Source organism: Metasolibacillus sp. FSL H7-0170, assembly GCF_038593115.1.
GTDB lineage: Bacteria > Bacillota > Bacilli > Bacillales_A > Planococcaceae > Metasolibacillus > Metasolibacillus fluoroglycofenilyticus.
Genome location: NZ_CP151964.1, coordinates 2,091,541 through 2,115,291 on the forward strand (window position 1 = coordinate 2,091,541; position 23,751 = coordinate 2,115,291).

General features: G+C 36.3%; 26 protein-coding genes and 1 other RNA gene. 10 read left to right on the forward strand and 17 right to left on the reverse strand.

The genetic code is table 11. The features are described 5' to 3' along the window. Positions 1 to 84: 84 nt before the first annotated feature. The 6 genes from MHH70_RS09665 to MHH70_RS09690 form a co-directional block, all read right to left on the reverse strand. Complete coding sequence (locus MHH70_RS09665) at positions 85 to 798, reverse strand: GNAT family N-acetyltransferase (protein ID WP_342471380.1); 714 nt, start codon at positions 796 to 798, stop codon at positions 85 to 87. 493 nt (positions 799 to 1,291) lie between these two features. Beyond that, positions 1,292 to 1,432, reverse strand: a complete 141-nt coding sequence (locus tag MHH70_RS09670; protein ID WP_342471381.1) for a hypothetical protein — start codon at positions 1,430 to 1,432, stop codon at positions 1,292 to 1,294. A 367-nt stretch (positions 1,433 to 1,799) separates the two neighbouring features. Continuing rightward, entirely contained in the window at positions 1,800 to 3,821 is a 2,022-nt protein-coding gene (locus MHH70_RS09675) for a TRAP transporter permease (RefSeq protein WP_342471382.1), read from the reverse strand. Then, complete coding sequence (locus MHH70_RS09680) at positions 3,805 to 4,320, reverse strand: DUF1850 domain-containing protein (RefSeq protein ID WP_342471383.1); 516 nt, start codon at positions 4,318 to 4,320, stop codon at positions 3,805 to 3,807. Before MHH70_RS09680 ends, MHH70_RS09675 begins: the two co-directional genes overlap by 17 nt. 62 nt (positions 4,321 to 4,382) lie before the next feature. Next, complete coding sequence (locus MHH70_RS09685; RefSeq protein WP_107941925.1) at positions 4,383 to 5,375, reverse strand: TAXI family TRAP transporter solute-binding subunit; 993 nt, start codon at positions 5,373 to 5,375, stop codon at positions 4,383 to 4,385. Positions 5,376 to 5,649: 274 nt separating this feature from the next. Continuing rightward, a complete protein-coding gene (locus MHH70_RS09690; protein ID WP_342471384.1) occupies positions 5,650 to 6,198 on the reverse strand; it encodes a superoxide dismutase family protein in 549 nt (182 codons plus the stop codon). A gap of 101 nt (positions 6,199 to 6,299) precedes the next feature. Between MHH70_RS09690 and MHH70_RS09695 the strand changes: the two genes are divergently transcribed. Then, entirely contained in the window at positions 6,300 to 6,476 is a 177-nt protein-coding gene (locus MHH70_RS09695) for a putative motility protein (protein ID WP_066167792.1), read from the forward strand. Between the two features lie 73 nt (positions 6,477 to 6,549). Here MHH70_RS09695 and MHH70_RS09700 read toward each other — a convergent pair whose 3' ends face one another. Continuing rightward, positions 6,550 to 7,266: a LytTR family DNA-binding domain-containing protein gene (locus MHH70_RS09700; protein WP_342473188.1), complete on the reverse strand. Its 717-nt coding sequence runs from the start codon at positions 7,264 to 7,266 to the stop codon at positions 6,550 to 6,552. After that, positions 7,229 to 7,468, reverse strand: a complete 240-nt coding sequence (locus tag MHH70_RS09705) for an accessory gene regulator B family protein (protein ID WP_342471385.1) — start codon at positions 7,466 to 7,468, stop codon at positions 7,229 to 7,231. The genes MHH70_RS09700 and MHH70_RS09705 overlap by 38 nt, the downstream gene beginning before the upstream one ends. Positions 7,469 to 8,108: 640 nt before the next feature. On the opposite strand from MHH70_RS09705, the gene MHH70_RS09710 reads away from it, so the two are divergent. The 4 genes from MHH70_RS09710 to MHH70_RS09725 all read left to right on the forward strand — a co-directional run bounded on the left by MHH70_RS09710 (position 8,109) and on the right by MHH70_RS09725 (position 10,845). Then, on the forward strand, positions 8,109 to 8,264 hold the full coding sequence (locus MHH70_RS09710; protein WP_342471386.1) for a hypothetical protein: 156 nt from the start codon (positions 8,109 to 8,111) through the stop codon (positions 8,262 to 8,264). Positions 8,265 to 8,397: 133 nt separating this feature from the next. After that, complete coding sequence (locus tag MHH70_RS09715; protein ID WP_342471387.1) at positions 8,398 to 8,751, forward strand: hypothetical protein; 354 nt, start codon at positions 8,398 to 8,400, stop codon at positions 8,749 to 8,751. Positions 8,752 to 9,255: 504 nt separating this feature from the next. After that, positions 9,256 to 9,804 carry a hypothetical protein gene (locus tag MHH70_RS09720; protein WP_342471388.1) on the forward strand — a complete coding sequence of 183 codons (549 nt, stop codon included), beginning with the start codon at positions 9,256 to 9,258 and terminating at the stop codon, positions 9,802 to 9,804. A 492-nt stretch (positions 9,805 to 10,296) separates the two neighbouring features. Next, the gene (locus tag MHH70_RS09725) at positions 10,297 to 10,845 is read left to right on the forward strand and encodes a hypothetical protein (RefSeq protein ID WP_342471389.1); all 549 of its coding nucleotides are present in this window, start codon (positions 10,297 to 10,299) and stop codon (positions 10,843 to 10,845) included. A 135-nt stretch (positions 10,846 to 10,980) separates the two neighbouring features. Here MHH70_RS09725 and MHH70_RS09730 read toward each other — a convergent pair whose 3' ends face one another. The 9 genes from MHH70_RS09730 to MHH70_RS09770 all read right to left on the reverse strand — a co-directional run bounded on the left by MHH70_RS09730 (position 10,981) and on the right by MHH70_RS09770 (position 19,003). Next, a complete protein-coding gene (locus tag MHH70_RS09730) occupies positions 10,981 to 11,580 on the reverse strand; it encodes a hypothetical protein (protein WP_342471390.1) in 600 nt (199 codons plus the stop codon). A gap of 26 nt (positions 11,581 to 11,606) precedes the next feature. Further along, positions 11,607 to 12,401 carry an ABC transporter ATP-binding protein gene (locus tag MHH70_RS09735; protein ID WP_342471391.1) on the reverse strand — a complete coding sequence of 265 codons (795 nt, stop codon included), beginning with the start codon at positions 12,399 to 12,401 and terminating at the stop codon, positions 11,607 to 11,609. A 10-nt stretch (positions 12,402 to 12,411) separates the two neighbouring features. After that, entirely contained in the window at positions 12,412 to 13,446 is a 1,035-nt protein-coding gene (locus tag MHH70_RS09740; protein WP_342471392.1) for an iron ABC transporter permease, read from the reverse strand. Further along, positions 13,443 to 14,447 carry an iron ABC transporter permease gene (locus MHH70_RS09745; RefSeq protein WP_342471393.1) on the reverse strand — a complete coding sequence of 335 codons (1,005 nt, stop codon included), beginning with the start codon at positions 14,445 to 14,447 and terminating at the stop codon, positions 13,443 to 13,445. The genes MHH70_RS09740 and MHH70_RS09745 overlap by 4 nt, the downstream gene beginning before the upstream one ends. Before the next feature lie 150 nt (positions 14,448 to 14,597). After that, positions 14,598 to 15,590 carry an iron-siderophore ABC transporter substrate-binding protein gene (locus tag MHH70_RS09750; RefSeq protein ID WP_342471394.1) on the reverse strand — a complete coding sequence of 331 codons (993 nt, stop codon included), beginning with the start codon at positions 15,588 to 15,590 and terminating at the stop codon, positions 14,598 to 14,600. A gap of 178 nt (positions 15,591 to 15,768) precedes the next feature. Beyond that, positions 15,769 to 16,491 carry an amino acid ABC transporter ATP-binding protein gene (locus tag MHH70_RS09755; RefSeq protein ID WP_066167779.1) on the reverse strand — a complete coding sequence of 241 codons (723 nt, stop codon included), beginning with the start codon at positions 16,489 to 16,491 and terminating at the stop codon, positions 15,769 to 15,771. Beyond that, positions 16,488 to 17,192, reverse strand: a complete 705-nt coding sequence (locus MHH70_RS09760; protein WP_066167776.1) for an amino acid ABC transporter permease — start codon at positions 17,190 to 17,192, stop codon at positions 16,488 to 16,490. The genes MHH70_RS09755 and MHH70_RS09760 overlap by 4 nt, the downstream gene beginning before the upstream one ends. Positions 17,193 to 17,440: 248 nt before the next feature. Next, positions 17,441 to 18,235, reverse strand: a complete 795-nt coding sequence (locus tag MHH70_RS09765; RefSeq protein WP_107941917.1) for a basic amino acid ABC transporter substrate-binding protein — start codon at positions 18,233 to 18,235, stop codon at positions 17,441 to 17,443. Positions 18,236 to 18,565: 330 nt separating this feature from the next. Further along, on the reverse strand, positions 18,566 to 19,003 hold the full coding sequence (locus tag MHH70_RS09770) for a hypothetical protein (RefSeq protein WP_107941915.1): 438 nt from the start codon (positions 19,001 to 19,003) through the stop codon (positions 18,566 to 18,568). Between the two features lie 189 nt (positions 19,004 to 19,192). Between MHH70_RS09770 and MHH70_RS09775 the strand changes: the two genes are divergently transcribed. The 5 genes from MHH70_RS09775 (at position 19,193) to speG (ending at position 23,624) form a co-directional block, all read left to right on the forward strand. Then, complete coding sequence (locus tag MHH70_RS09775; RefSeq protein WP_201261879.1) at positions 19,193 to 19,831, forward strand: YfbR-like 5'-deoxynucleotidase; 639 nt, start codon at positions 19,193 to 19,195, stop codon at positions 19,829 to 19,831. A gap of 126 nt (positions 19,832 to 19,957) precedes the next feature. Beyond that, on the forward strand, positions 19,958 to 21,436 hold the full coding sequence (locus tag MHH70_RS09780; RefSeq protein ID WP_342471395.1) for a methyl-accepting chemotaxis protein: 1,479 nt from the start codon (positions 19,958 to 19,960) through the stop codon (positions 21,434 to 21,436). 262 nt (positions 21,437 to 21,698) lie between these two features. Continuing rightward, positions 21,699 to 22,226, forward strand: a complete 528-nt coding sequence (locus tag MHH70_RS09785) for a DUF402 domain-containing protein (protein ID WP_161956358.1) — start codon at positions 21,699 to 21,701, stop codon at positions 22,224 to 22,226. Positions 22,227 to 22,303: 77 nt separating this feature from the next. Continuing rightward, positions 22,304 to 22,493, forward strand: a non-coding RNA gene (gene ssrS / locus MHH70_RS09790) — 6S RNA. 603 nt (positions 22,494 to 23,096) lie between these two features. After that, positions 23,097 to 23,624, forward strand: coding sequence for a spermidine N1-acetyltransferase (gene speG, locus MHH70_RS09795; protein WP_107941910.1), 528 nt, complete (start codon positions 23,097 to 23,099; stop codon positions 23,622 to 23,624). Positions 23,625 to 23,751: the final 127 nt, after the last annotated feature.

The following is a 23,751-nucleotide window of genomic DNA, read 5'->3' on the forward strand; positions in this document are numbered from 1 at the left end:
AAAAGCAGTGCTATGCACGCTTTTCTGGCGTTTTCCACTGAAATCAGCCTTTTTGGATAATTCTTATGAGCGAATCTGGTTATTTTATGAGCGAATTTCTCTCCTTTGTGAGCGAACCGGCTCTTTTAACCTACTAAATTGAACAAACCATTCCTCCCCACTCTTTTCAATCGCTATACCTATATAGCCATCACGTAAAGCTTGCTGCTGTGCCTCCACATCGCCCATTGCAATAACAAGCTCCCCGCCTGTAAATGACTGTTCTTTATGTAAAGGCTTCGCCATCACGTAGCGCAGTTTTCCACCATATTTATATTTCAGTGCACGAATATATATTTTTTGCACAAGTTTATCCTTTAAGCTTGCAATATTATAAGGCTTCACCGTAGCGCAAACCCAATCATACTTCGCCATATCCACCTGTGTCATTACGATAATTGCTAATGTTTGCTGCAAACCATACCCACGAAAATTGGGATGTATAAAAGAAATTTCCTGATAAAGCACACGCGCTAAATTTTTCGCACCAACATCCAGCCCCAAATGCTCCTTTTCCTCTACATCTGGCTCCAATAAAGCACGAACTGCAATAAGCTGGCTGTCAGCAAATGCCCCAATCATTATGCCATTGCCATTTAAAATATATAATAACTCTTCCTTACTAAGAGGCTGTAAAATTGTCTTATCCTCAAGCGCATCACAAACCATCTGCTGTAGCATCTCGATTTCAGCTAGTTGCTCTGCCGCCAGACGCTCTACATAAAATTCATGTTTTCCTAATTGCCCTTTATAAAGCATTATGTCACCACACCGTTCTGTTTTTCTAAACTTCTTTATCCTGCATTAACAAGCTAGTAAGCACGATTCGTTCGGCTAACAACCAGTGGAAATCATGCGAAAGCTTCCACAGATTGAAGTTTCATTTTATTATAGCGTAAACAAAAAGGTGCTGTCCAAAAAGCCGTGCATAGCCGGCATTTTGGACAGTAGCGATGATGTTTCACAAAATGTTGATTCATATAAACAGAAAATACCTCTTTTGAAATGAGATGAATATTGGCTTTAGCAGTGTACTCCTTCAGTAAAAGGGAAGCGATGAAAACATTTATTTCAATGTGGTGTCAAAATAAAATGGACTTTTTGGGAAGTTACTGAAAAAGTGAATTGTCTCGAAAAATTCTGATGTAATTCTGACTTTCATGTAGATTAAGTCCAAAAAAATCAAAGTTATTCACAATTTTTTTTGAGAATTACTAGTTTTTCAGTGCCCTCCTTTCGGACAACGCCTTTTTTATAAGCCCGTAAAGAAACCCGCTGGATAGTGCTCATAAGTATCGCATTCTTTAAAAGCGTCCATTTCCTCATTACGTTCTAGCTCTAACTCTTCGTCTAATAAATATGTTTCAAGATTAGAGGATAAGATTTTTCCCATCCATAACACCCTTCCTTTTAAAGAATTTTCTGATTATTGATATAATACTATGCTGCTTTTTCATGTGCAAGTCATTAATTCATTATATGCATAAAAAGTATAAGAGGCTGTCCAAAAAGCCGTGCATAGCCGGCATTTTGGACAGTAGCGATGATGTTTCGCAAAATGTTAATTCATATAAGCAGAGAACACCTCTTTTAAAAATGGGATGAACATTGGCTTTAGCAGCGTTATCCTTCAGTAAAAGGGAAGCGATGAAAACATTGATTTCAATGCGGTGGCAAAACAAAATGGACTTTTCGGACAACTCCTTATGCTTTTATACCTAGGTTTGCTTAATCAATTACGCCGAGGTTGCAATTAAAGTCTAAGCTTTAACTTGTGCTACTCCTCCACCTTTATTTTTTGTCATGATTTGAATAGCAACCATAATACCAAATACAACTAATCCAGAAATATCCGAAATTGATTCTGGGTAAACCATTGCTAGCCCAGCAACAATAGCAATGATTCTTTCAATCCAATATAATTTTCTATACCAATAGCCAATAACACCTGCACCGATTGCAATCATACCCATTATAGCTGTAAATACTACCCAAACAATTTGTAAAATTGTTACATCAATCATTAATAGCGCTGGTGAGAACACAATCATATATGGAATAATGAATGCCGCTATCGCTAGCTTCGCAGAGTTAACACCAGTTTTGATAGGGTCTCCTCCCGAAATACCTGATGCTGCAAAGGCAGCAAGGGCTACAGGTGGTGTAATATCCGCTATAATACCAAAATAAAACACAAAGAAATGCGCTGATAATAATATAACTACTGGCACTAACTCTTGTGGTGTATTTGGCGCTAATAATGCGATAATTGCTGGTGCCGCAATCGTTGATGTAATAACATAGTTAGCTGTTGTTGGTGCACCCATTCCTAAAATAAGCGATGCAATCATAACAAATATTAATGTCAGTAAAATACTACCACCAGCTAATTTTACTAAACTGTTTGCTAATGATAAGCCTAACCCTGTTTTTACAACAACGCCTACAATAATTCCCGCACAAGCTGTCGCTGCCACAACACCAAGCGCTGTACGCGCCCCATCAACTAAAGCATCTAAAATATCAAGAGGACCTAAGCGTGTATCTTTATTAAACATGCCAACTAGAATACAAGCAAGCACTCCATACAATGCTGCATGCATAACTGGTACGCCTACTAGCATTAGGACAATAATTAAAACGATTGGCAATAATAAATAAATTTTCTTGAATACTTCTTTACGATTAGGCAATTCATCGTCCGTAAGACCTCTCAGCCCTAATCGCTTTGCCTCAAAATGTGTCATAATCCAAATACCTGTAAAGTAAAGCAATGCAGGGATAGCTGCTGCTTTCGCAATATCCCAATATGTTACACCTCGTCCGATAAACTCAACCATTAAAAACGCTGCGGCTCCCATAATCGGTGGCATAAGTTGACCGCCAGTTGAAGCAGATGCCTCTACAGCACCAGCAAACTCCTTTTTATAGCCAAGTTTTTTCATCATTGGGATTGTATAAGACCCCGATGTAACTACGTTCGCTACAGAAGAGCCTGAAATTGTCCCCTGCAATGCAGATGAGAAAATTGCGACTTTTGCCGGACCACCTGTTAGCTTCCCTGCCAGCGACACAGCTAAATCGTTAAAATATTGACCTACTCCTGTTTTCACAAGAAAGGCTCCGAATAATAGGAAAACGAAAATAAATGTTGCCGATACACTAATTGGTGTACCTAAAATTCCATCAGTCGAATAAAACATTAAATTGACAATACTTTCGATGCTTTGCCCTCTGTGCGCCATAAAATTCGGCATATACGGTCCAAAATAAGCATACAACAAAAAAAGTGAGGCAATAATTGTGATTGGCAATCCTACTGCACGTCTAGCAGCCTCTAAAACTAGCAAAATCGCTAAAAGACCAACAATAAAATCCGTTTGCTCTAATCGACCTAAGCTTTGTACTAAACGCTCGTAATTAATCGTCCAATAAGAGCCTACTAAAATCGCAATAATTGCTAAAATATAATCATAATACGGTATTATATCCTTACGTGATTTACGCCTAGCTGGAAACAATAAGAAAATAAATGTTAGACCAAAGCCTAAGTGTATCGTACGTTGAATTTGAGCCGGAAACAAACCAAATATAGCTGTATATAATTGAAATAAAGAAAATATTAATAATCCTGCATAAATAACATATTTAAACATACTGGAAATATTGCGCGTGTTTGATTCAATATCGTATTTCTCTAGTAGCGCTTGTTGGTCCTCTGCCGAGAGTTGCTCAAAACCTTCATTTTGAACAACAGGCTCTTTATTATTTTCTTTCTCCATACAATCGTACTCCTTTCATTTTTTCATATAGTGAAAGTTTTTTAACTTCAAATAAATAAGATTTCCCTCTTACTAACTGTTGCTTCAAATCTACATAATTAGATTGATAAATTAGTTGTAACGAAGCATCTATATTCGCCACAAATAAATTAAAGTTAGGTAGTTTCGCATTATCATAGGAAAGAATATAAACACCATTATCGTATGTTAATGTTTGCCCCTCTTCCGCGTATCCGGGCATACCGATAGCCACATCCTCATATTGCATTGATAAAAGACGCAATTCATTATTAGATAATACTTCATATGATTCAATAACATCTGTTTTATGAATAGAATGTGTAAATAAAATTTGAAACTCTCGCTCCTGATACAATGGTAAATAATACATTTTAACCTTATCTACTTTTGTTTCGGTAAATATTAAAGCACTTTCGAATGGTATAAAAAAAATAATGAGCAGTATACCACCAATAATAAATAAGTACCATTTTTTCATAATAGATACCTTTCAATAAGAAAAAGGCTCTGAAGCACTACGCAACAGAGCCTTCTTTCAGATTAGTTGTTTACTTCATCAAAATATTTTTGAGCACCTGGGTGCACTTCAATTCCAATACCGTCTAATCCACTTTCAGCTTTGATAAACGCACCTTTTGCATGACTAATTTTATCTGTATTATCATAAATTGCTTTTGTCATTGCATACACTAAATCTTCCGGTAAATCTTTTTTAACTGCAAGCATTGCTCCTACTGATACCGCAGGGATTTCTTCTTTTAAGCCATATGTGCCGGCTGGGATTGCATCCTTTGCGTAATATGGATATTTCGCAATTAATTCATCAGCCTTATCAGCTGTTACAGGAATAATATATACACCATTTGTTGCATTTAAAGATTCTACAGCACCTGTTGGATAACCGGCTGTAATAAATGCTGCATCAATTTGCCCTGATTGAATACCATCTGTTGATTCACCAAAGTCTAAATTTTGTGGCTTAATATCAGCCATTGTTAGACCATGTATTTCAAGTAATTGCTCAGCATTTGCATAAGTACCTGAACCAGGTGCCCCTACTGATACTTTTTTACCTTTTAAATCTTCATATGATTTAATACCAGAGTTAGCCAATGTTACAAGCTGCACCGTTTCAGGATATAAAGCCCCTAAAGCAGATACAGAATCAATCTTTTGACCTTCGAACATTAGCGTACCTTCTGTTGCATAATAGGCAATATCAGTTTGTACGAAAGCGATTTCACCTTCACCATTTTGCAGTGCTGTCATATTCGCAGCAGACGCTTGAGAAACCTCTGCTGTTGTTTTTACACCTGTTTCAGTCGTAATCAAATCAGCAAACGTTCCACCTAGTGGATAGTAGGTACCTTGCGTACCACCTGTTAAAATAGATACAAAATCTACATCAAATGATGGCTTTTCCCCATTATTTGTCCCCGTACTTTCTTTGTTGCCTTCTTTATCAATGCCACACGCAGCTAACATAAGTAAAGTAAAGCTTATAATTGTTAATAATATACTCTTTTTCCTCATTATTAACATAACCCCCCTCTTTTGTTAATCACTATACATTTTACAGAGCGCAATGGGAGTTGTCAAACTAGTCTGTTAATATGTAAATAGGGGGCGTCCGAAAAGCCGTGGATAGTCGGCATTTTGGACGCCAATGATGGTGTTTCAGCAAAATGTTAGCTCCTCTAAAATAGAAAGAGCTTTCTTTGAAAATGCTAGAAACACAGGATTTAGCGGTGTTTCTCCAAAATGAAAGAGAAGAAGCGAAAAATCCCCCTTTTTAGACAGCTCCGCTTTATTGAATCACGCCACAAGCAATACGTGCTCCAGAATTACCCGAAGGATCTGTTTTATAGTCATCTGCATTTTCATGAATAATAATCGAGCTACCGTCTTTATCGAATAAGGAATTTTCATGCCCCTTCATTAATGTGACAAGCTTCGTTGTAAATTCTAATTGTGCTGTACCATCTTCCTCTACTTCTAAATTCGGTAAATCTCCTGCATGTGGTCCTTGTGGATTCTCGATACCATGTTTCTTATGCTCAGGATTAAAATGTGCACCTGCTGATTCGAAGGTTGGGGCATCGCATTTTCCTACCTCATGAATATGACTAGCATGTGTGCCCGGTGGTAAACCGTGCAATTCAGCAAATAGCTCTACCCCTTCCGCCACTTCCTTTAATGTGACCTTTCCAACACTTTCGCCTTTGCTATTCATCATTTCAGCAATAGCTGTAGCAGAGCTCGGTGCATGAACAGGTACTTCCTCCTCTTTCTTTGTTTGAAAAAGTGAACAACCTGACAATAGCAAAATCGTGCTAAGTATGATTATTTTATACATAGTTATCCCTCCTGCTTTTATTGTTACCAAAATAGCTGGTTCTTTATTCAAACTAAAACATATAATGTTCAGTCCGATATAAAAACAAAGGAGGGGTTATAATGGAAATTAATTCAATTATGTCAAGCCAACTCGCACAGTTACAGCAAACATTGCAAATGTCTATTTTAGACAAAACTCTGAATGCTGGTGCTGGCGTTGTTGAAATGCTAGCAGAAATGCCCGCCCCTGTTGCTGAACATCCGTATAAAGGTCAACTATTTGACGCACAGGTGTAAAGGCTAAAATTTTAAAAAGCGTAAGAAACCCATTGCAAAATGGTGATTTCTTACGCTTTTTTTAGGGGTGTTATTAATTGGACGTTTGTCGACTTTCACTTTTCAACGTTTCTAACTTTTTGCGTAAAGTGCGCATTGCCCGAAATGACACTTTGCATATACTTTCATCAGCCATCGTCACCGTGCGTTCTTTTGCATTGATTTCCACAACATGCTGTAAATTGATAATATAGCTCGTATGACAGCGATAAAAACGTTCATCTATCTTTTCTAATTCCTGCATCGAACCATAAAATTCATAATAATGATTTTTGGCATAAAGTTCGATTTTATGTACTTGACTAGACGTTGTAAAAAAATAAATATCAGCATATGGAATATTGATAATGCGTTTGTCTACCTTTAATTGATAGACATTCGCCTGCTCCTGCTGCCCTAGCTTCTGATATTTTTCAAAAGCTGCACGAATGACCTTTTGCAATTGCATAGCCATTTTCTCTTGCGTGTCTTTGACAATATAATCAAGTGCCTCTAGCTGATACTTAAAAACCAACCGCCACTGCTCCGCATCTGTCGTTACAAAAACGATGCTCGCCAAAGGATTGTCTTTACGAATTTCATAAGCAACATCTATCCCAGTTAGTTCATGCGATAAATCAATATCTAAAAAGTAGCAATCCACTGGATGGGTAGTTACATAAGCCAGTACCTCATCAGGATTTGCCGTTTCCAATACAATTTCCACACTTGGATTATGAAACATTGCATAGTTTTGCAGTTCCGTATAAATTAAATGTTAGCGTCAAATAAAAAACCATATGGATAATGAATGTTGGTAATAAACAGTCTAATAAAAACGCTACGCTGTACAGTAGCAATAACTTATAGAATTCTTTCAAAATTATACGGACACCATATCGTATTTTCTCCTGCTCTAGTCTCGTATATATTCGTTGTTTAATTAATATATTTGTAATCTTCGCCTCTATCATTTAACAAAATTCTCCCTAATTTTATTATAAACTACATATATCCATTTTTTGTGTGCTATGTTTACGACAATAATTTTAACAGTTTTGAATGGTATTATGTTATGCCATATCAAAAACGTCATAATTATCATCGTAAATGTATTGCAAATATTGGTAAATAACATTTTAAATTGAAATCCATGCGGTTTTGACAATGTTCACCTACTTTTAAAAATAGTGTGCTAGAGTAAAATCAATTTAATGATTCTGACATAATAATTTATTGGATTAATAAATTATTATAAATTGCCGGCATAACATTATTAAGCTATAAAGTAAAATAAAGATAATAATTCGAGGAGATAGTTATGAAATATACAAAAGGATTAATTTTATCTATTGTTTTTGCTATGATTTTTTAGACATAAAATCTGAACAATTAGAGACAAATAACTTACTTACCACTGAAGAAAAGATTCAAATTATTGACTCTCTAAATGACTACGAAAGTATTTACATTGATTCCACACAAGTAGAAGCATATGCACTCCCACTTATTCCTGTACTTGTTGGACTCTTAGGACGATCTGGGCTAAACTTTATAATTAAGCAATTCGGTAAAAAGGCAATTCAAGATGCCGTAAAAGATACTAGTAAAAAAATGGCGAAAAAATCTCTTGGGAAAGGTTCTACTGGTAGACAAGTTCCAAATGATTTAGTCGAAGAGATTTTTATGAACCATGTTTTAGATAACCCTCTTTTGGAAGCAGATGAACTTCCTCTTAAATTAAATGATAACCGTTGGCATCACTCATAAGGTTGGATTAAAATGGAAAGGAAATTAAGGACAAATGAAGGCCGAGTTGTCGTCATTCACTTTGTATATAATAAGAAAACTAAGAAGTTTGATGATTTTAAGTTTAAATAAAAACGAAAAGAGTGGTTTCATAGTGAAAAACGAGATAATTGATGAGATTTTAAATGATTGGGTAAGAAAGTTAAACGAAGATGAATTTTATTTTACTCATGCTTTTGAAACTTTAATTGAATCATTTACCTCATATGAAGCTTTTGATTTTATTGAGCTAATGGTTCAAACAATACTAAAGCTAGATAACCCATTCTTAGTAAATCAATTTATATTTTTCACAGGTTGTTTGTACAGCAAGGCTAAAACTACTGAACTTCACCCTGTAATGGAAAAGAATCTACCAGCTATTGAAAAGCACATACTACAATTACAAAATTCAGGCGTACATCGGGAGTGGCAAGAATTAAAAAGAGATTTAAGACTTCCTAGCTAAGTAATCTACTATAATTAAATCTGTAGGCAAACTGAATTTATAGGGAAGGTCCTTTTCTAGGATGGACTGTAATGACTTCATTCTACTAAGAAGGGGGCTTCTTTTTTAGTAGGAGATTTTTCATTTACACAAAAAATAAATTACTATTACCTGAGGAACTTTTAGAACAAATATATAAACAAAACTTTGCGAATATTACTCATCCAAATGGAGGAGATAAATCTTTTATTACACTTCATCCTCATGATTTCAGTCTAAATCAAATTATATTCAGCATATCCCTTGAAAGAGATACCACCTATCATGGAGCTAAAATTTTCACCCTATCTCGTGAGGAATTTCTAAAGACATTATATGATGCGCTATTTGTTTATTATCAATAGACAAAATAGTCAGCGTTTCAACATCTATAAATGTTCATTTAAGGAATCGGCATATTAGGCTGGTATATTACTTTCACTGTACCCCCGTTGTAAAATAATTCAATATGGAGGAGTGATTTCCTTGTTTACTATCCAAACATGGGTGTCCGATCAATGGCATAGCGATCCTGTACCTATTAAGGAAATTGACCGGCATTATTGCCTATTTGATGACCCTAAAAATCATGATTTTATTTGGGATGTATTAGTTGAACGACAGGCGATTCTATTTGGCTTTGTGCAAATTCATTACAATGGACAGGAACTTATCGGACAAGAGATGTTTTCGCAAATTCTTATTACTTGGCATTACTATGAAGAAATTCTAAAGCAAATGCATAAACAAAATTTTGCGAGCGCTACGCAACCCGAGGGAGGAGATGAGCCTGTTATTACGGTTCGTCCACATAATACAGACTCCAATCAAATTATACTTGAAGTATTTCCTGAAAGAGAGATATCACACAAATACTACAAAAACTTTATTTTACCTCGTAAAGAATTTTTAAAGGCACTTTACGATGCATTGATTGCTTATCATCAAACTGACCTTCAATTCTATGTTGTAGATGAGCATAAACAGGCAGCAAAAAGACATATTCACTCTTTACTGAATCAACGCCTATATTAGCCAAAATCTAACTGCTTTCTGAGTAGTTGGATTTTAGTTAATCTATTCGAAGATTGGCATTTTACTAAAAATGCTGTAATTATCAAATACATTATCTTTACTAAAAGGGGGAAATCATGGGATTACCAACTATAATTTTAATTTTAGTATTAAGCAACTTAATTATTTACTTCTTTTTATTAAGAAGATTTATTAATTTCCAATTAATTGATAAAGGGAATTTAAAAGTCATTAGAACCAATCGAATTTTAACACTCCTTTTTATGATAGCTTTAATCATTCAATATATCTATTTCGAGGTATTTGCAGAAACGCTATTTTTCTTTTTAATTGTTAGTTCCATTGTAAATTTACTTTTTTCGATTAAAATTAATAAAGCATCCAAAGAGTATCTATTTTTTATAAACAACCTTATCTTTGGTATAGTTAGTCTAATAATATTATTCATTTATTAACCTTGTATCACCTTTTTAAAAGGAAGGAGTGATTTCCTTGTTTACTATCCAAACATGGGTGTCCGATCAATGGCATAGCGATCCTGTACCTATTAAGGAAATTGACCGGCATTATTGCCTATTTGATGACCCTAAAAATCATGATTTTATTTGGGATGTATTAGTTGAACGACAGGCGATTCTGTTTGGCTTTGTTCAAATTCATTACAATGGACAGGAACTTATCGGACAAGAGATGTTTTCCCAAATTTTTATTACTTGGCATTATTATGGGGAAATTTTAAAAGAAATGCATAAACAAAATTTTGCGAGTGTAACACAACCTGAGGGAGGGGATGAACTTGTCATTGCGGTTCGTCCACATGATACGGATTCTAGTCAGATTATACTTGAGATATTCCCCGAGAGAGGAATATCTCACAAAGACTACAAAATCTTTATTCTACCTCGTAAGGAATTTTTAAAGGCGCTCTACGATGCATGGATTGCTTATCATCAAACCGACTATCTGTTCTGTTTTACAGAAGACCATAAACTGTCGAAAAAAGAGCGTATTGATTCATTATTAGCTAAGAAACTATATTAAAAATAGATAGAGCCGGTTTACTTTATCGTTCAACAGCTTGTGGAGAAAAGAATATTAAGTAAACTATCATTTTTAGAATAAGGGAGATTCATCAAAAAATGTGCTAAAAGCCAACTATGGCCTTTAACACATTCTCTATTTTTTCAATGGGCACACTAAACAGTAAGGCATGCCCTCTTCTTTTTTCTCCAGCTGATAGTAGCGACAGCATGTTTTGCGAACAGCTTTATTTATATGAATATATTCTCGAATTGGATTTGTTAAACCAGCAATCGGGCGTGAAAGCTCTTCAGCAATTTCCTCTAGGCGCTCTTGCTCATAAGAGACACTCTTTTTTTCAAGTGCCGCATTTATTCGCACCGCAATATTTTCCCACAATATACGACGGTTAATTTTATAGTCCATAGCTAAAATATCTACAATATTTGCTAGATGCTCCTGTAGCAAATATTTTTTCCAGCAGTTCATTTGTGATAGCTTCTCTCCCTCACTTATTTGCAATGTAAAGGTAGCTGTATCAAAATATGCCGCATCTAACCAATTGCTTTTCCCCTGCTGTAGCTCGTAATAATCTACACAGGCAGCTGCAGTCAGTACCGCATAGCGTTTAATAAATAAGGACGCTGAAATTGCCATGGAATCAGTTTGTAAATAGTCTGCATACTGCTTCACAATTTGCTCAAGCACCGCCTGATTTTCTAGCTCCTTTATTGGTAAGCCCTGTGCTTGTTCCACGAAGGCAACTCCATAAGCCTGTAAATTCATTTAATATGCCGACCTTTTCCATTTGGAATACATAAAGGTGTACCGAAATAAGGATCTTTTTGTATGATGGATTTCAATTGAAATATTTCCTCCACCATTTGCGAGGTCACAATTTCCTCTGGGGCACCTTCGATTGCCACTTTTTTATTATGGATAGCAACTAAATGGTCTGCATAGCGGCATGCTAAGTTTAAATCATGCAATACCATGACAACTGTTCGCTTTGATTCACGATTTAGCTCAAATAAAAAGTCTAACAGCTCGATTTGGTGCGTCATATCTAAATAAGTTGTTGGCTCATCTAATAATATAATGGGTGTTTCCTGCGCTAAAGTCATCGCAATCCACGCACGCTGTCTTTGTCCACCTGACAAAGCATCTACGGGTCTGTCCTTTAGAGCTAATAATTGTGTAGCCACTAATGCCTGCTCCACTAACGTTTCATCCTTCTTTGACCATTGCTGAAACCAGCTTTGATGTGGATAACGCCCCTGTTTAACTAGCTGCTGCACTGTAATACCTTCAGGGGCAACTGGACCTTGAGGTAAAATGGCAAGCTGTTTCGCAATTTGCTTTGTCGACATTGAATGAAGCTTTTGTGCATCAAGTAAAATTTCTCCCGAAGCTGGATTTAACAATCTTGCTAATGAGCGTAACAGTGTCGATTTACCACTTCCGTTTGCCCCAACTAACACCGTAATTTTTCCAAGTGGTATATCAAAATCTAAGCTATCAATAATTGTTTGATTGCCATACTGTAATGTAAGACCTTTCGTCTGAAGTCCTTGCATTGTAAACCTCCTATCGATTGTGCTTTCTGAATAACAAAAAGATGAAAAACGGTGCGCCAATTGCAGCGGTAAAAACACCAGCAGGAATATCGAGTGGCAAAAACACTGTTCGAGCAATCAAATCTGCTATGAGTACAAGCAATGCACCAATAATTGCTGTAATCGATATTAGACCGAGGAATGAACGACCTACTAATCGACGGGCAATATGTGGAGCCATAAGCCCTACAAATTCTATTCCCCCAACAAAAGCTGCCGCACTACCTGCTAGAAATACAGCACATGCTAAAAATAAAAAACGTTGGCTTTGCAGACGGATACCTGTACTAATTGCTACATCGTCACCTAACTCCGTAACATTCATACTGCGCCCAAGTAGGAAGATTACTGGAATTGGGATTAAGAGCCAAAGAATAAGCGATTGCACGTCCCCCCATGTCTTAGCATATAGGCTACCTGTTAACCAAATATACGCCTTTGATGCAATATATGTATTACTGTAAACGAGCAAAAACGTAATACCTGACTTTAAAATGGCTGAAATACCGATACCGATTAGTACTAGACGAATAGGTGTGACACCTTTATTCCATGATAACAAATAAATAATAATAGCTGTTACAAGTCCACCGCCAATCGCAGCTAACGGCAAAAAGGAAATGCTAATAACACCAGTCGCTAACGTCAAAAATAACACTGCACCGAATGAAGCTCCACTAGTTATCCCAATAATATCAGGTGAAGCTAGTGGGTTACGAACAATACTTTGCAATATGAGCCCTGATACACCAAGTGCACTTCCTACTAAAATAGCTAGCAGTACGCGAGGCAATCGCAATGATTCAATGACAAATTTGAATTCATCTGTTTGATTAAAAAGTTGACTTAGCACATTCATTGGAGAAATCCAATTGCTTCCCGCTGAAAGGCTTAGCATAAAAATAATAAATAATAGCAACAAACCAATAATAAATGTAACAAGCCATTTTTTAGACAGTTGAAAGGATATCTTATTTTGAAACAAACGCAAATTCCAATACTTCATTGTTTCGACACCCCTTTTTTAGCTAAGTAAATGAAAAATGGTCCGCCAATAAATGCTGTCATGACACCAATAGGCACTTCCATAGGGCTAATTAAAAATCGAGCTAAAACATCTGCAGCAATTAATAATCCAGCTCCGACGCAGGCTCCATATGGTATCACCCAGCGATAATCATTGCCGACTAAACCTTTCGCAATATGCGGGACAATTAAACCAATAAAGCCGATTGAACCGACAATCGCTATCGAACCACCTGCTAATACAATGATTAAAATACCTATTAATAGCTTTAAAATCGCAACATTTTGCCCAAGACTTTTCGCCACATCATCACCTGAGCTAAAAATATTCAGTGCCTTGCCCATAAAGCCACTAACAATAATTGCAGGAATCAGCAATGGTAGTACATCAAACAGCATGCTCAAATCTCTACCGGCTATTGAACCTGATAACCAAAATAACACAGTTTGAATGGATTGTTCATCAAGAACAAGCATCCCTTGTGTAAATGAAATAAAAAAAGCAGATAATGCAGTACCAGCCAATATTACTTTCATCGGTGTAACGCCTTCATGCCCAATATTACTTAAAAGGAACACCCCAACTGCTGCCACTGCTGCACCTAAAAATCCAAACCACATATATTGTGTGAGTGATTGCATATTTAACCAAGTTAATGCAAACACAATAAAGAAAATAGCGCCTGCATTAATACCTAATAAGTCTGGGGCTGCTAATGGATTGCGCGTTAAGGATTGAATTAAAATACCTGCAATCGCTAATGAAGCTCCTACTGTTAATGCGATTGTTGCACGGGCAAGTCTACTTGTCGCAATAATTAAATGCGCTTCATTATTCGGATCATAATTTGTGATAACCTCTAATGCAAGTGAAAACGATATGGAGGTTTGCCCCATAGCAAGACTACAATAATAAAGAATTCCTACTAATCCAATTAATATCAGTAAGCCAACGGTTTTAAGTTGTGTGGAATATAACATAGCATACCCTCTTCAAATAATGAAAAAATGGCGCTGCCTGCAAAAGTAATACCTTTTCAGGCGACGCCTACTTCTACATTAAATATTTGCTAAAAAATAAATTGCCACTATCCTCGTCGCAAAATTACTTTTTAGACGGCTCCTTCTCTATTATTTTTCAAGATCAAAATGTGTATATAATTCATCTAACATTAAATTAGCTGCCTTTAAACCACCCGCAAGGTTCCAGATGATTTCATTTACTGTAAACACTTGATTATTTTTTACTGCATCTAAGTTTGCATAAAGAGGATGCTTTGTCCATTCCTCATGTGTACTCTTTACAGCTGCATCATCCTCCATGAATTGGAAAATAACATCTGCATCCATACTTGAGATGGACTCCTTATCTGTAAGCTTTACAATTTCTAGGTTTTGTCCAACTAAATTTTTCGGCTCAGTAAAACCAAGCTGTGTTAAAATCGAGCCGGCAAAGCCTTGTACATAAATACGAGCATGATCAGCGCGATAGTTTGTTACTGCTACGCTAAGCGGGAAATTCCCTTTTGCTGTGATTTTTTCTTTGAAATCAGCAATACGTGCATCCCAAGCTGTCATTAATTCTTTTGCCTTTTCCTCTTCATTTAAAGCTTTCCCAATAAGCTCTGTTGTTTCACGAATATCGTATAAAGTCGTATTCACAATAGTTGGTGCTATTTGAGAAAGTTGCTCATAAATTTCCTCATGACGTACTTGTGTAGCAATAATTAAATCCGGTTGTAAAGCAGCAATTTCCTCTAGATTTGGCTGTGTTTCTTGACCAACAATCTTTACATCTCCAACCTCCGCTTTAATGTACTCATATATCGGCGGCTCTGCCCACGATTCAACAGCACCAACGGGCTTCACACCAAATTGTGTAAGTGTATCCGTTGCACCTTGGTATAGCGTAATAATTTTTTGCGGCTTACCTTTAATTTCTGTTGTACCTAGTACATGCTCAATTACACGCACAGACTCTTCGGCTGTTTCCTTCTCTGCAGATGTACCTTCTTCCTTCTCCGTAGACGCAGCCTCTTCCTTATTTTCTGTATTGCCACATGCCGCTAAAACTAGCAATGTAGCAATTATAGTTATTAATAAAAAGCCTAGATTTTTTTTCATTTCTTCATCTCCTAAATGATATTGAAACTCATTACTATTAAATAATAATCTAATTGATTATCATTTTCAATGAGAAATATTAATATTACTAAAACTTTTTATCTATTCCTTTTAAAAGATTAAAAACAGACATGAAAAAACCGTCTAGAAAATTTTCAACTTCTAGACGGTCTTACTTTTATAATACTTTTCCCAAAAACGCCTTCGTTCTGTCGCTTTTAGGATTACCAAAAAGCTCGTCTGGTGTGCCTTCCTCAACGATAAAGCCACCATCCATAAAGACAACACGGTCGCCTACTTCGCGTGCAAAGCCCATTTCATGTGTTACGACAACCATTGTCATTCCTTCTGCTGCTAGATTTTTCATTACATCCAACACTTCCTTTACCATTTCTGGGTCAAGGGCAGAGGTTGGCTCGTCAAATAGCATCGCCTTTGGCTTCATCGCAAGCGCGCGCGCAATCGCCACACGCTGCTGCTGACCGCCAGAAAGCTGCTCTGGATAGTTATAGGCTTTGCTGTCTAGCCCTACTTTCTTCAATAGCTCATGAGCTAGTTTTTCTGCATCTGCACGGCTCAGATTGCGGATTTGCATCGGTGCCATAATGACATTTTCGAGTATATTCATATGCGGGAATAGATTGAATTGCTGGAATACCATCCCTACTTCCGCGCGTATTTCATTAATATTCGTTTTTGGGTCATTGACTTTGACGCCTTCAATATAGACTGCCCCGTCTGTTATTTCTTCAAGTAAATTAATACAGCGCAAAAACGTACTTTTACCTGAGCCTGATGGGCCGATTACACAAACTACTTGTTTCTCTTGTACTTCATAGTCAATCCCTTTTAATACTTCAAGCTCACCGAAGGATTTATGCAAGTTCTCAATTTTAATCATCGTGCTAACCTCCCCTTTGCTTTCCGAGGAATATAGCTATTGCTGTAGCGCTTCTCGATAAATGCAATTCCTTTTGTTGCAGTATATGTGAGTACTAAGTATAAAAATGCTGCAAAAAGATATGGCTCCCATGGTCTAAATGTAGCCCCAGCGATTACTTTGCTCGCATACAAAATATCTGGCGCAGCAATAACCGTTACTAAAGAAGAATCTTTTAACAACGCGATAAACTCATTTCCTAATGGTGGAATCATGCGTCTAAATGCCTGAGGTAAAATCACCTTACGCATCGCCTGCCCCTGTGTTAAGCCAAGCGAACGAGCTGCCTCCATTTGCCCTTTGGCAATACTTTGGATTCCTGCACGGAAAATTTCCGCATTGTAGGCAGCACAGTTTAAAACAAGTGCTGTAATACCAGATACCATATATCCTAATGACTGTCCAAAAAGCGTAGGAAATAACGCTAAGTGAATAATTAAAATTTGCACAAGCATTGGGGTACCACGCACTAAATCAACATAAATTTTACATGGCCAATATAACCATTTTTTCGTCGATACTTGTCCAAGTCCTAATAGCAATCCGAAAATAATCCCGCCACAATAGCCTGCTAAAGTTAAAAGAAGAGTTATGCCGACCCCGCGAATAAACATATCGCGGTAATTCCAAATAACATCCCATTGTAAGTTTAATAAATCCATACCCCTACCTACTTCCTAATAGAAATTACATTTACAAAAGTATTAACTATATAACTCTACTCTCAAAATGACTTGTAACCCTTTTTTATACAAGAACTTTTGTAAGTAAAATTATAGAAACCCCTTATACTTTTTTAACATGATATAAAGCTACCTGAAACAGTTACTAAAAGCTTCATTACCTTGACAAAGGAGCTGTCTTAAAATAGCTTTTCAGACAGCTCCTTTCCCAATAGCCTCATCTCACACTACTCGTTCCAAAATTCTGAACCTGTAATTTCTTTTAGTTTCCCATTATCTTTAATTTTTTGTAAGCCTTCATTTAACTTATCTAATAACTCTGTATTTCCTTTACGGACCATAAAGCCGTAATATTCTTTTTCAAAAGCATCGTCTTCAACAACTTTTAACTTTTTATCTGGGTTTGCTTTAATATACTCATAGACAACCGCATTATCACCAATTGCTGCATCCGCATTGCCATTTAGCATTTCTTGAATGGCAAATGGTTGGCTTTCAAATGCCAAAATGTTTTTGCTTGTTTCACCTTGAAGCTTTTTAGCAGCAACATGTCCTGTCGCATTAATTTGTACAGCAATTTTCTTATCTTTTAACTCTTCTAATGAGCTAATTGTTGAATCTTCACGTACTGCGATTAATAGCTTTGACTCATAGTATGGCTCTGTGAAATCAAAAGTTTTTTGGCGGTCCTCTGTAATTGTAATACCTGATGCACCAATGTCTGTTTCTTTATTATTAATCGTTGAGAAAACAGCATCCCAGCCGATGTTTTTCCATTCTACTTGAATGCCTACTTCATCAGCAATTGCCTGTAATACATCTACATCGATACCGACAATGTTGCCGTTTGTATCAATTGATTCGAATGGTGCAAATGTAGCCTCTGTACCCACTACATATACCTTATTATCATCACTTGAGCCTGAGTCACTACCAGACTTCGTGTCATTCTTTGTTCCACAGGCTGCTAATACAAGCATTACTGCAACAACCATTAATAGTATTGAAAATCTTTGTTTCATAAACAATCTCCCCCTAAACTAAATAAGTCCCTTTATCATCCTTATCTCCACTCCGGCTAACTCTCGTCTAGATTTCCTCAAGCTTACTTGAAAAAATCATCTTCAAAATCTGTAACACCCGCAAAACGAATGCCTCTGAAGCATGCATTTTGCCATCTGTAAAGATGGGCATTTTTGTATCTGTCGCTACGGTTGCATGTCACAAAAAAACATCGCTAAACCGAAATAAAATAATTCAGAAAAGTAAAACTTGTGTTTATTATAGTAATACTACTAGGAGAAAAGCAATCGTTTTCAGAAAAAACTATTAATATAGAAAATTTACTCTTTTTACCACAAACTAGGCTTTGCTACCATAAACCAAAGCATAATCAACATTAATACAACATATAACCATGTAGAGCGTCTTAATTTAGTAATAAATTTTGTGCGCTCGAATTGCACTGTGCCGAATGTTTTCATCGTCGGCTTGAACGCAGATGCTAAAAAATAGGTAGAGCCGATAAGCAAAACAAATGTCATGATAAGCCACGATGTATGCCAAGGCCAGCCACCTCGCCACATTAAGAGAGCTCCCGACAATACAAGCACATGCCCGCCATGCTTAACTGCTGTTATACCCGCCTGGAATGACTGTACATAACCGATTAACATCGCTTCTTCTGCCGTTTCCATACGTTTTAAAATGGAGAATAATGCAAACAATGGACCTATTGATACAACTGCACTTGCTATATGTACATATAATAAAATATTAAAAAGTAACAAACCTCAACACCTCTTTAAGTTGGTTTCTGCTTTCAGTATAGCATCGTTGCGCTGTAAAGTTGTTGTTAATAATATGTTAAATGTTTTATAAAACATGCTTTTTGGGTATAAATTAAAGTATGCTGTAAGTGAGAATGCTTGTTCATTCCTCCCTTATGACAAGCCTTCTCAACATTAACTAGAAACGGAGTGATTGTTATAGGTATTCATCGTTTTTTCACAAGCTTAAATGATTTGGAGCGCATTATCCGCTGCCCTGGACGCTTTAAGTTCGAGGAACACAATGTAGCTGCACACTCTTGGAAGGTATCACAGTATGCAATGTTTTTCGCTACTTTAGAGGAACGCGCTGGCAATGTAATCGATTGGAAAGCTTTATATGAAAAAACAATTAATCATGACTTTGCAGAAGTATTCATCGGTGATATTAAAACACCCGTTAAACACGCCTCTCCCGAACTAAAAGAAATGCTTGCACATGTTGAAGAAAAGATGATGGAGAAATTTATTCGGGAAGAAATCCCCCCCGATTTCCAAGATGTCTTTTTCGAACGCATGAAGGAAGGAAAGGATGCAACAATCGAAGGTCGTTTATTGGAATTTGCAGATAAGCTTGATCAGTTTTATGAGGCCTTTGCCGAATTAAAGCGTGGTAATACAGATACCGAGTTTGTCCATATGTATCAAAATGCATTAGCGAAGCTACTTTTAATTCCATTAAATGCAACAGTGCAATATTTCCGCACAGAAATTTTAAAGGATGCAATGCAGGAGGATACGCATATTGATGTCGCTACGCTCACACATGAAATTTTAAATAAGCTTTAAACTAAAGTTTTCCTAAAATCATGAGGAAGACTTTTTATTTTGTATATATTCTATATTTGATGTAATGACATAGGCTAATTCTTTTAGTATAATCGAATGAATCATCATTCATTTTGGAGGGGTTTTATGGAGCTTAAAATTCAATATGATACACAAAAAGTACATCGTGTAAATTTAGCCATTATTACAGCTTTAGCCATCCTTATTTGTGGACCTCTAATCATTTCAAGAGGGATTTTGTTTTTAGTAGTCGGCCTAATCGTTATTGCATTGGCAGCTATTAATTATTTTTTACCAATAAAGCCCTATGTTAAAGGCTTTATTTTCGGTATGATCCCTACTGCAATTGTCTTTACATTATTTTTAGTTGACCAATTTTCACTAAATAAACATTATATTTTAATATGTACAGTCGCGATTATTGCACTTTATTTTAAAAGCAGTCTAATTGTCGCTTTTGGTATAATTGTTAACATTGCTATTATCGTCATTTATATTTTAAAGCCTGAAAATTTATTAGGGTCATTTAATTCATTTATCATTTTTATAACATTATTTTCAATTTTGAATGGGGTCATTATCGCTTTTTACTTAATTACTAGATGGGGCAATGCATTAATAAATCATGCGAAGCAGCAACAACAGGAAGTGCAACATTCCTTCCAACAGCTCCAAAGTACATTTCAGGAAATTGAGTCAAGCACACAAGTTCTTGATGAGCATGTAACACAGTTCCAGCAAACAATGGAGCAAATTGCACATAGCAGCCAGTACATACTTTCTGCTTCTGAATCCATTTCAGCAAGCACGCAACAGGAGGCCGCAAGCTTACAATTTATTCGTAATGCAATGAACGATTCTATGCATTTTGTAGGGGATACGCTGGAAATCTCTAAAGATACTGTTGCCCAATCAACAAATATACAACAAGAGGTCGTTATAGGCTGGGGGAAAATGCAAGATTCAATGGGGCAAATATCCATCATGAGCAGTGCCATGCATGCTACTGCTGATACGGTTAATGAGCTTCAAAGTAGCTTACAAATAGTTAATCAGCTCTTATTAGGAATTCAGCATATCGCCGAACAAACAAATCTACTCGCACTTAACGCAGCAATCGAGGCTGCACGTGCTGGTGAACATGGAAAAGGCTTTGCCATTGTCGCAGATGAAGTACGCAAGCTGGCGGAAGAAAGTGCTTCGATTACGATTAATATTACACAAGTAACAGAAAGTCTTTTCGCTAAATCAACTGAGGCACAGCAGCGCTCACGGGAAGGAGAACAGGCTTTACAACATGGAGAACAATCCCTAAAAGAAGTTGGCGAGTTTTTAAATCGTTTAAAAGACTCCTTCTCACAAAGCAATGAAGATTTAACGCGCGGTATGGGGGAATTAACAAGCGCCGTCGCGCAATTTAATACCATTCAGCAGCAGGTGGAAAAGCTCAATGAAATGACTACCCAAAATGCTATCTCAACGAGCGCGATTGTCCAAGCTGTCGAGGACGAAAATCAAATGCTGCAAACGATGAGCGATATTACAAATCGTGTACAAGCCTTAAATAGTGCATTGAAATCGCTTGTTACGGTGCAGAAGGGATAATTTTTGGGACGTTCCAGAAGCAAGCAATGCACTGCTTTTGGGACGTTTTCAATGTTGTTTCATCAGAGGAATAACTAATTAAAATAGAAATGGTTTCTTTGAAATTGAAATGAACAGTGTGTTTAGTAGCTTTCTTTTGAATTTAAAATAAGCGAGAAGCTTATTTTTCACTGTGCTGAGGAGAAATTCAATTTTGGGAACAGCCCACCTCAACTCTATAATTCATCTTTATACTAATATATAGAAAATGAGTGATACAAGTATGGAAAAAATGAAAGTGAAAACTTTTAAATACAACCAACAACTGCATTATGAATGGGAAGCAACAGTCATTGATTCAAACGACAACTATATTGCATTATTTTCAACTCCCGGTAGAAAATTAATTCATCATTCAAGAAATAAAATCTTTGAGTTTGATACTTATTCTTTGGACTTTTTCCCTTTTGATTGTTGCTATACCGCCCATGTAGATATACATAAAAATGGTGAATTTGAATACTATTGCAATATTGGCGAAACCCCAATGATTATTAATAATGAAATTCATTTTATTGATTTAGATATTGATATTGTGAAAAAACCAAATAGCGAGTGGATGGTCGTCGATCAAGATGAATTTGAAGAAAATTCAATAAAATATCGTTACTCCGTAGAAATAAAAGAAAAAGCTTTAAGCACTACTAAGGAGCTCTTAAAAGTGATTAGCAATCAAGAATTCCCATTTGATGGTTTTTTGACGAATAAAATTGCTGAGCTGTTAAAGTATCATTCAGAACATTTGTATTAATTTCCATACGTTATCATTTGACAAATTTGTGTAAACACACTTACTTGCACTCATTTAATAGTTGCACTACAATAAGAATCAAGCTACGTTGTACGTATTAATATTAAGTTTTAACCTTTATACAGTAACAGGGAGTTTTATATCCGAGCTGGAATGGCGAGCCTTAGCTCCTTTGACCTAAGGATAAACAGGAATGCTCATGCGGACACCCACTTTGAGAAGTGTGGTTTAAAACTTTCTATATATTTACGGCAATGTGGCTTTTCTTTCAAAACGTTGATACATCAGCGTTTTGAAGTACATAGAAGTTTTGAAAAATAACGATTTAAACTGCTCCAAGAGGTATTGGGATAAAAATTTGTAATAAATAATGTGTTACCACAAGACTACTCAATAACGGTGGTCTTTTTTGACGTGAAAAATGAAATCCAAGCGATTTTAGGTTCTATCAGTAAGCAGCTCTCAAAAATCTGATTTCTCTGAGGTTTGTCCCGATTCATATTCGCTACTGAAAACTAGGAATTTCCTGCTTAATCATGATAAACTAGTTAAAAAAGAATCTAAGCGTGTTGATTATATAAATATTGTCTATTAATTAGCGAGTATTATTTAGAGGAACCGCCATTTATTAAGCATGCATTCGTTGATTGGAGCGCAGGGGGCGATTCCATCGTGATTAAAGGTAGGGAGGCTAAGGTCACCACATCCTGTGGCAACGCCTCCGTGACCAACCTCGTGTTAACCTCGAGCTGAAATCAACGAATCCCTGGGCTTTCTTTGTAAAATAAAGACTAATCAACACGCTTGAAAAGAATTTTCATTATTGCAGACATGCTAAATAATTATTAGTTTTCGGAGGCGTATTATTTGATGGACAATCGTATTAAATTAAGACCATTAGAACGAGAGGATTTAAAATATGTGCACAAGCTTAATAACGACTCTAGAATTATGTCGTATTGGTTTGAGGAGCCTTATGAGTCATTTGTAGAGTTACAGGATTTATTCGAGAAGCATATTCATAAGCAAAGTGAAAGACGCTTCATTATCCAAAAGGATGAAGAAATACTTGGCTTAGTTGAATTGGTCGAAATTGACTTAATTCACCGCAATGCAGAATTTCAAATTATTATTGACCCTAATTGCCAAGGCAAGGGTTATGCATATTCAGTTACTGTATTAGCGATGCGCTATGCTTTCAACATCCTTAATTTGCATAAGCTCTATTTAATCGTCGACAAACAAAACGAAAAGGCCATTCATATTTACCAAAAGGCGGGCTTTGAAATTGAAGGCGAGCTGAAGGAGGAGTTTTTTACTGCTGGCTCTTATCACGATGCGTACCGTATGTATATTTTTCAACGTGACTTCCATCGTAATAGCAAAAAATATTTATAATCAATGACTGAAAAACACCTTTCAATATCTGTGATTCCTCTGAAATGATGAAATCATGGATTTTTTTATTAAGAAAAATTTAAAAATCCTATCGCTATTTATTAATATAAATTTTATCGGTATAATA

Coding starts and splice junctions, on each gene's coding strand:
- MHH70_RS09680 (WP_342471383.1), bottom strand. CDS start 4,320: ATGAAAAAATGGTACTTATTTATTATTGGTGGTATACTGCTCATTATT.
- MHH70_RS09785 (WP_161956358.1), top strand. CDS start 21,699: ATGGAAAAAATGAAAGTGAAAACTTTTAAATACAACCAACAACTGCAT.
- MHH70_RS09710 (WP_342471386.1), top strand. CDS start 8,109: ATGGCGAAAAAATCTCTTGGGAAAGGTTCTACTGGTAGACAAGTTCCA.
- MHH70_RS09755 (WP_066167779.1), bottom strand. CDS start 16,491: ATGATTAAAATTGAGAACTTGCATAAATCCTTCGGTGAGCTTGAAGTA.
- MHH70_RS09665 (WP_342471380.1), bottom strand. CDS start 798: ATGCTTTATAAAGGGCAATTAGGAAAACATGAATTTTATGTAGAGCGT.
- MHH70_RS09705 (WP_342471385.1), bottom strand. CDS start 7,468: ATGATAGAGGCGAAGATTACAAATATATTAATTAAACAACGAATATAT.
- MHH70_RS09690 (WP_342471384.1), bottom strand. CDS start 6,198: ATGTATAAAATAATCATACTTAGCACGATTTTGCTATTGTCAGGTTGT.
- MHH70_RS09745 (WP_342471393.1), bottom strand. CDS start 14,447: ATGTTATATTCCACACAACTTAAAACCGTTGGCTTACTGATATTAATT.
- speG (WP_107941910.1), top strand. CDS start 23,097: ATGGACAATCGTATTAAATTAAGACCATTAGAACGAGAGGATTTAAAA.
- MHH70_RS09685 (WP_107941925.1), bottom strand. CDS start 5,375: ATGAGGAAAAAGAGTATATTATTAACAATTATAAGCTTTACTTTACTT.
- MHH70_RS09750 (WP_342471394.1), bottom strand. CDS start 15,590: ATGAAAAAAAATCTAGGCTTTTTATTAATAACTATAATTGCTACATTG.
- MHH70_RS09675 (WP_342471382.1), bottom strand. CDS start 3,821: ATGGAGAAAGAAAATAATAAAGAGCCTGTTGTTCAAAATGAAGGTTTT.
- MHH70_RS09780 (WP_342471395.1), top strand. CDS start 19,958: ATGGAGCTTAAAATTCAATATGATACACAAAAAGTACATCGTGTAAAT.
- MHH70_RS09670 (WP_342471381.1), bottom strand. CDS start 1,432: ATGGGAAAAATCTTATCCTCTAATCTTGAAACATATTTATTAGACGAA.
- MHH70_RS09695 (WP_066167792.1), top strand. CDS start 6,300: ATGGAAATTAATTCAATTATGTCAAGCCAACTCGCACAGTTACAGCAA.
- MHH70_RS09765 (WP_107941917.1), bottom strand. CDS start 18,235: ATGAAACAAAGATTTTCAATACTATTAATGGTTGTTGCAGTAATGCTT.
- MHH70_RS09760 (WP_066167776.1), bottom strand. CDS start 17,192: ATGGATTTATTAAACTTACAATGGGATGTTATTTGGAATTACCGCGAT.
- MHH70_RS09735 (WP_342471391.1), bottom strand. CDS start 12,401: ATGCAAGGACTTCAGACGAAAGGTCTTACATTACAGTATGGCAATCAA.
- MHH70_RS09740 (WP_342471392.1), bottom strand. CDS start 13,446: ATGAAGTATTGGAATTTGCGTTTGTTTCAAAATAAGATATCCTTTCAA.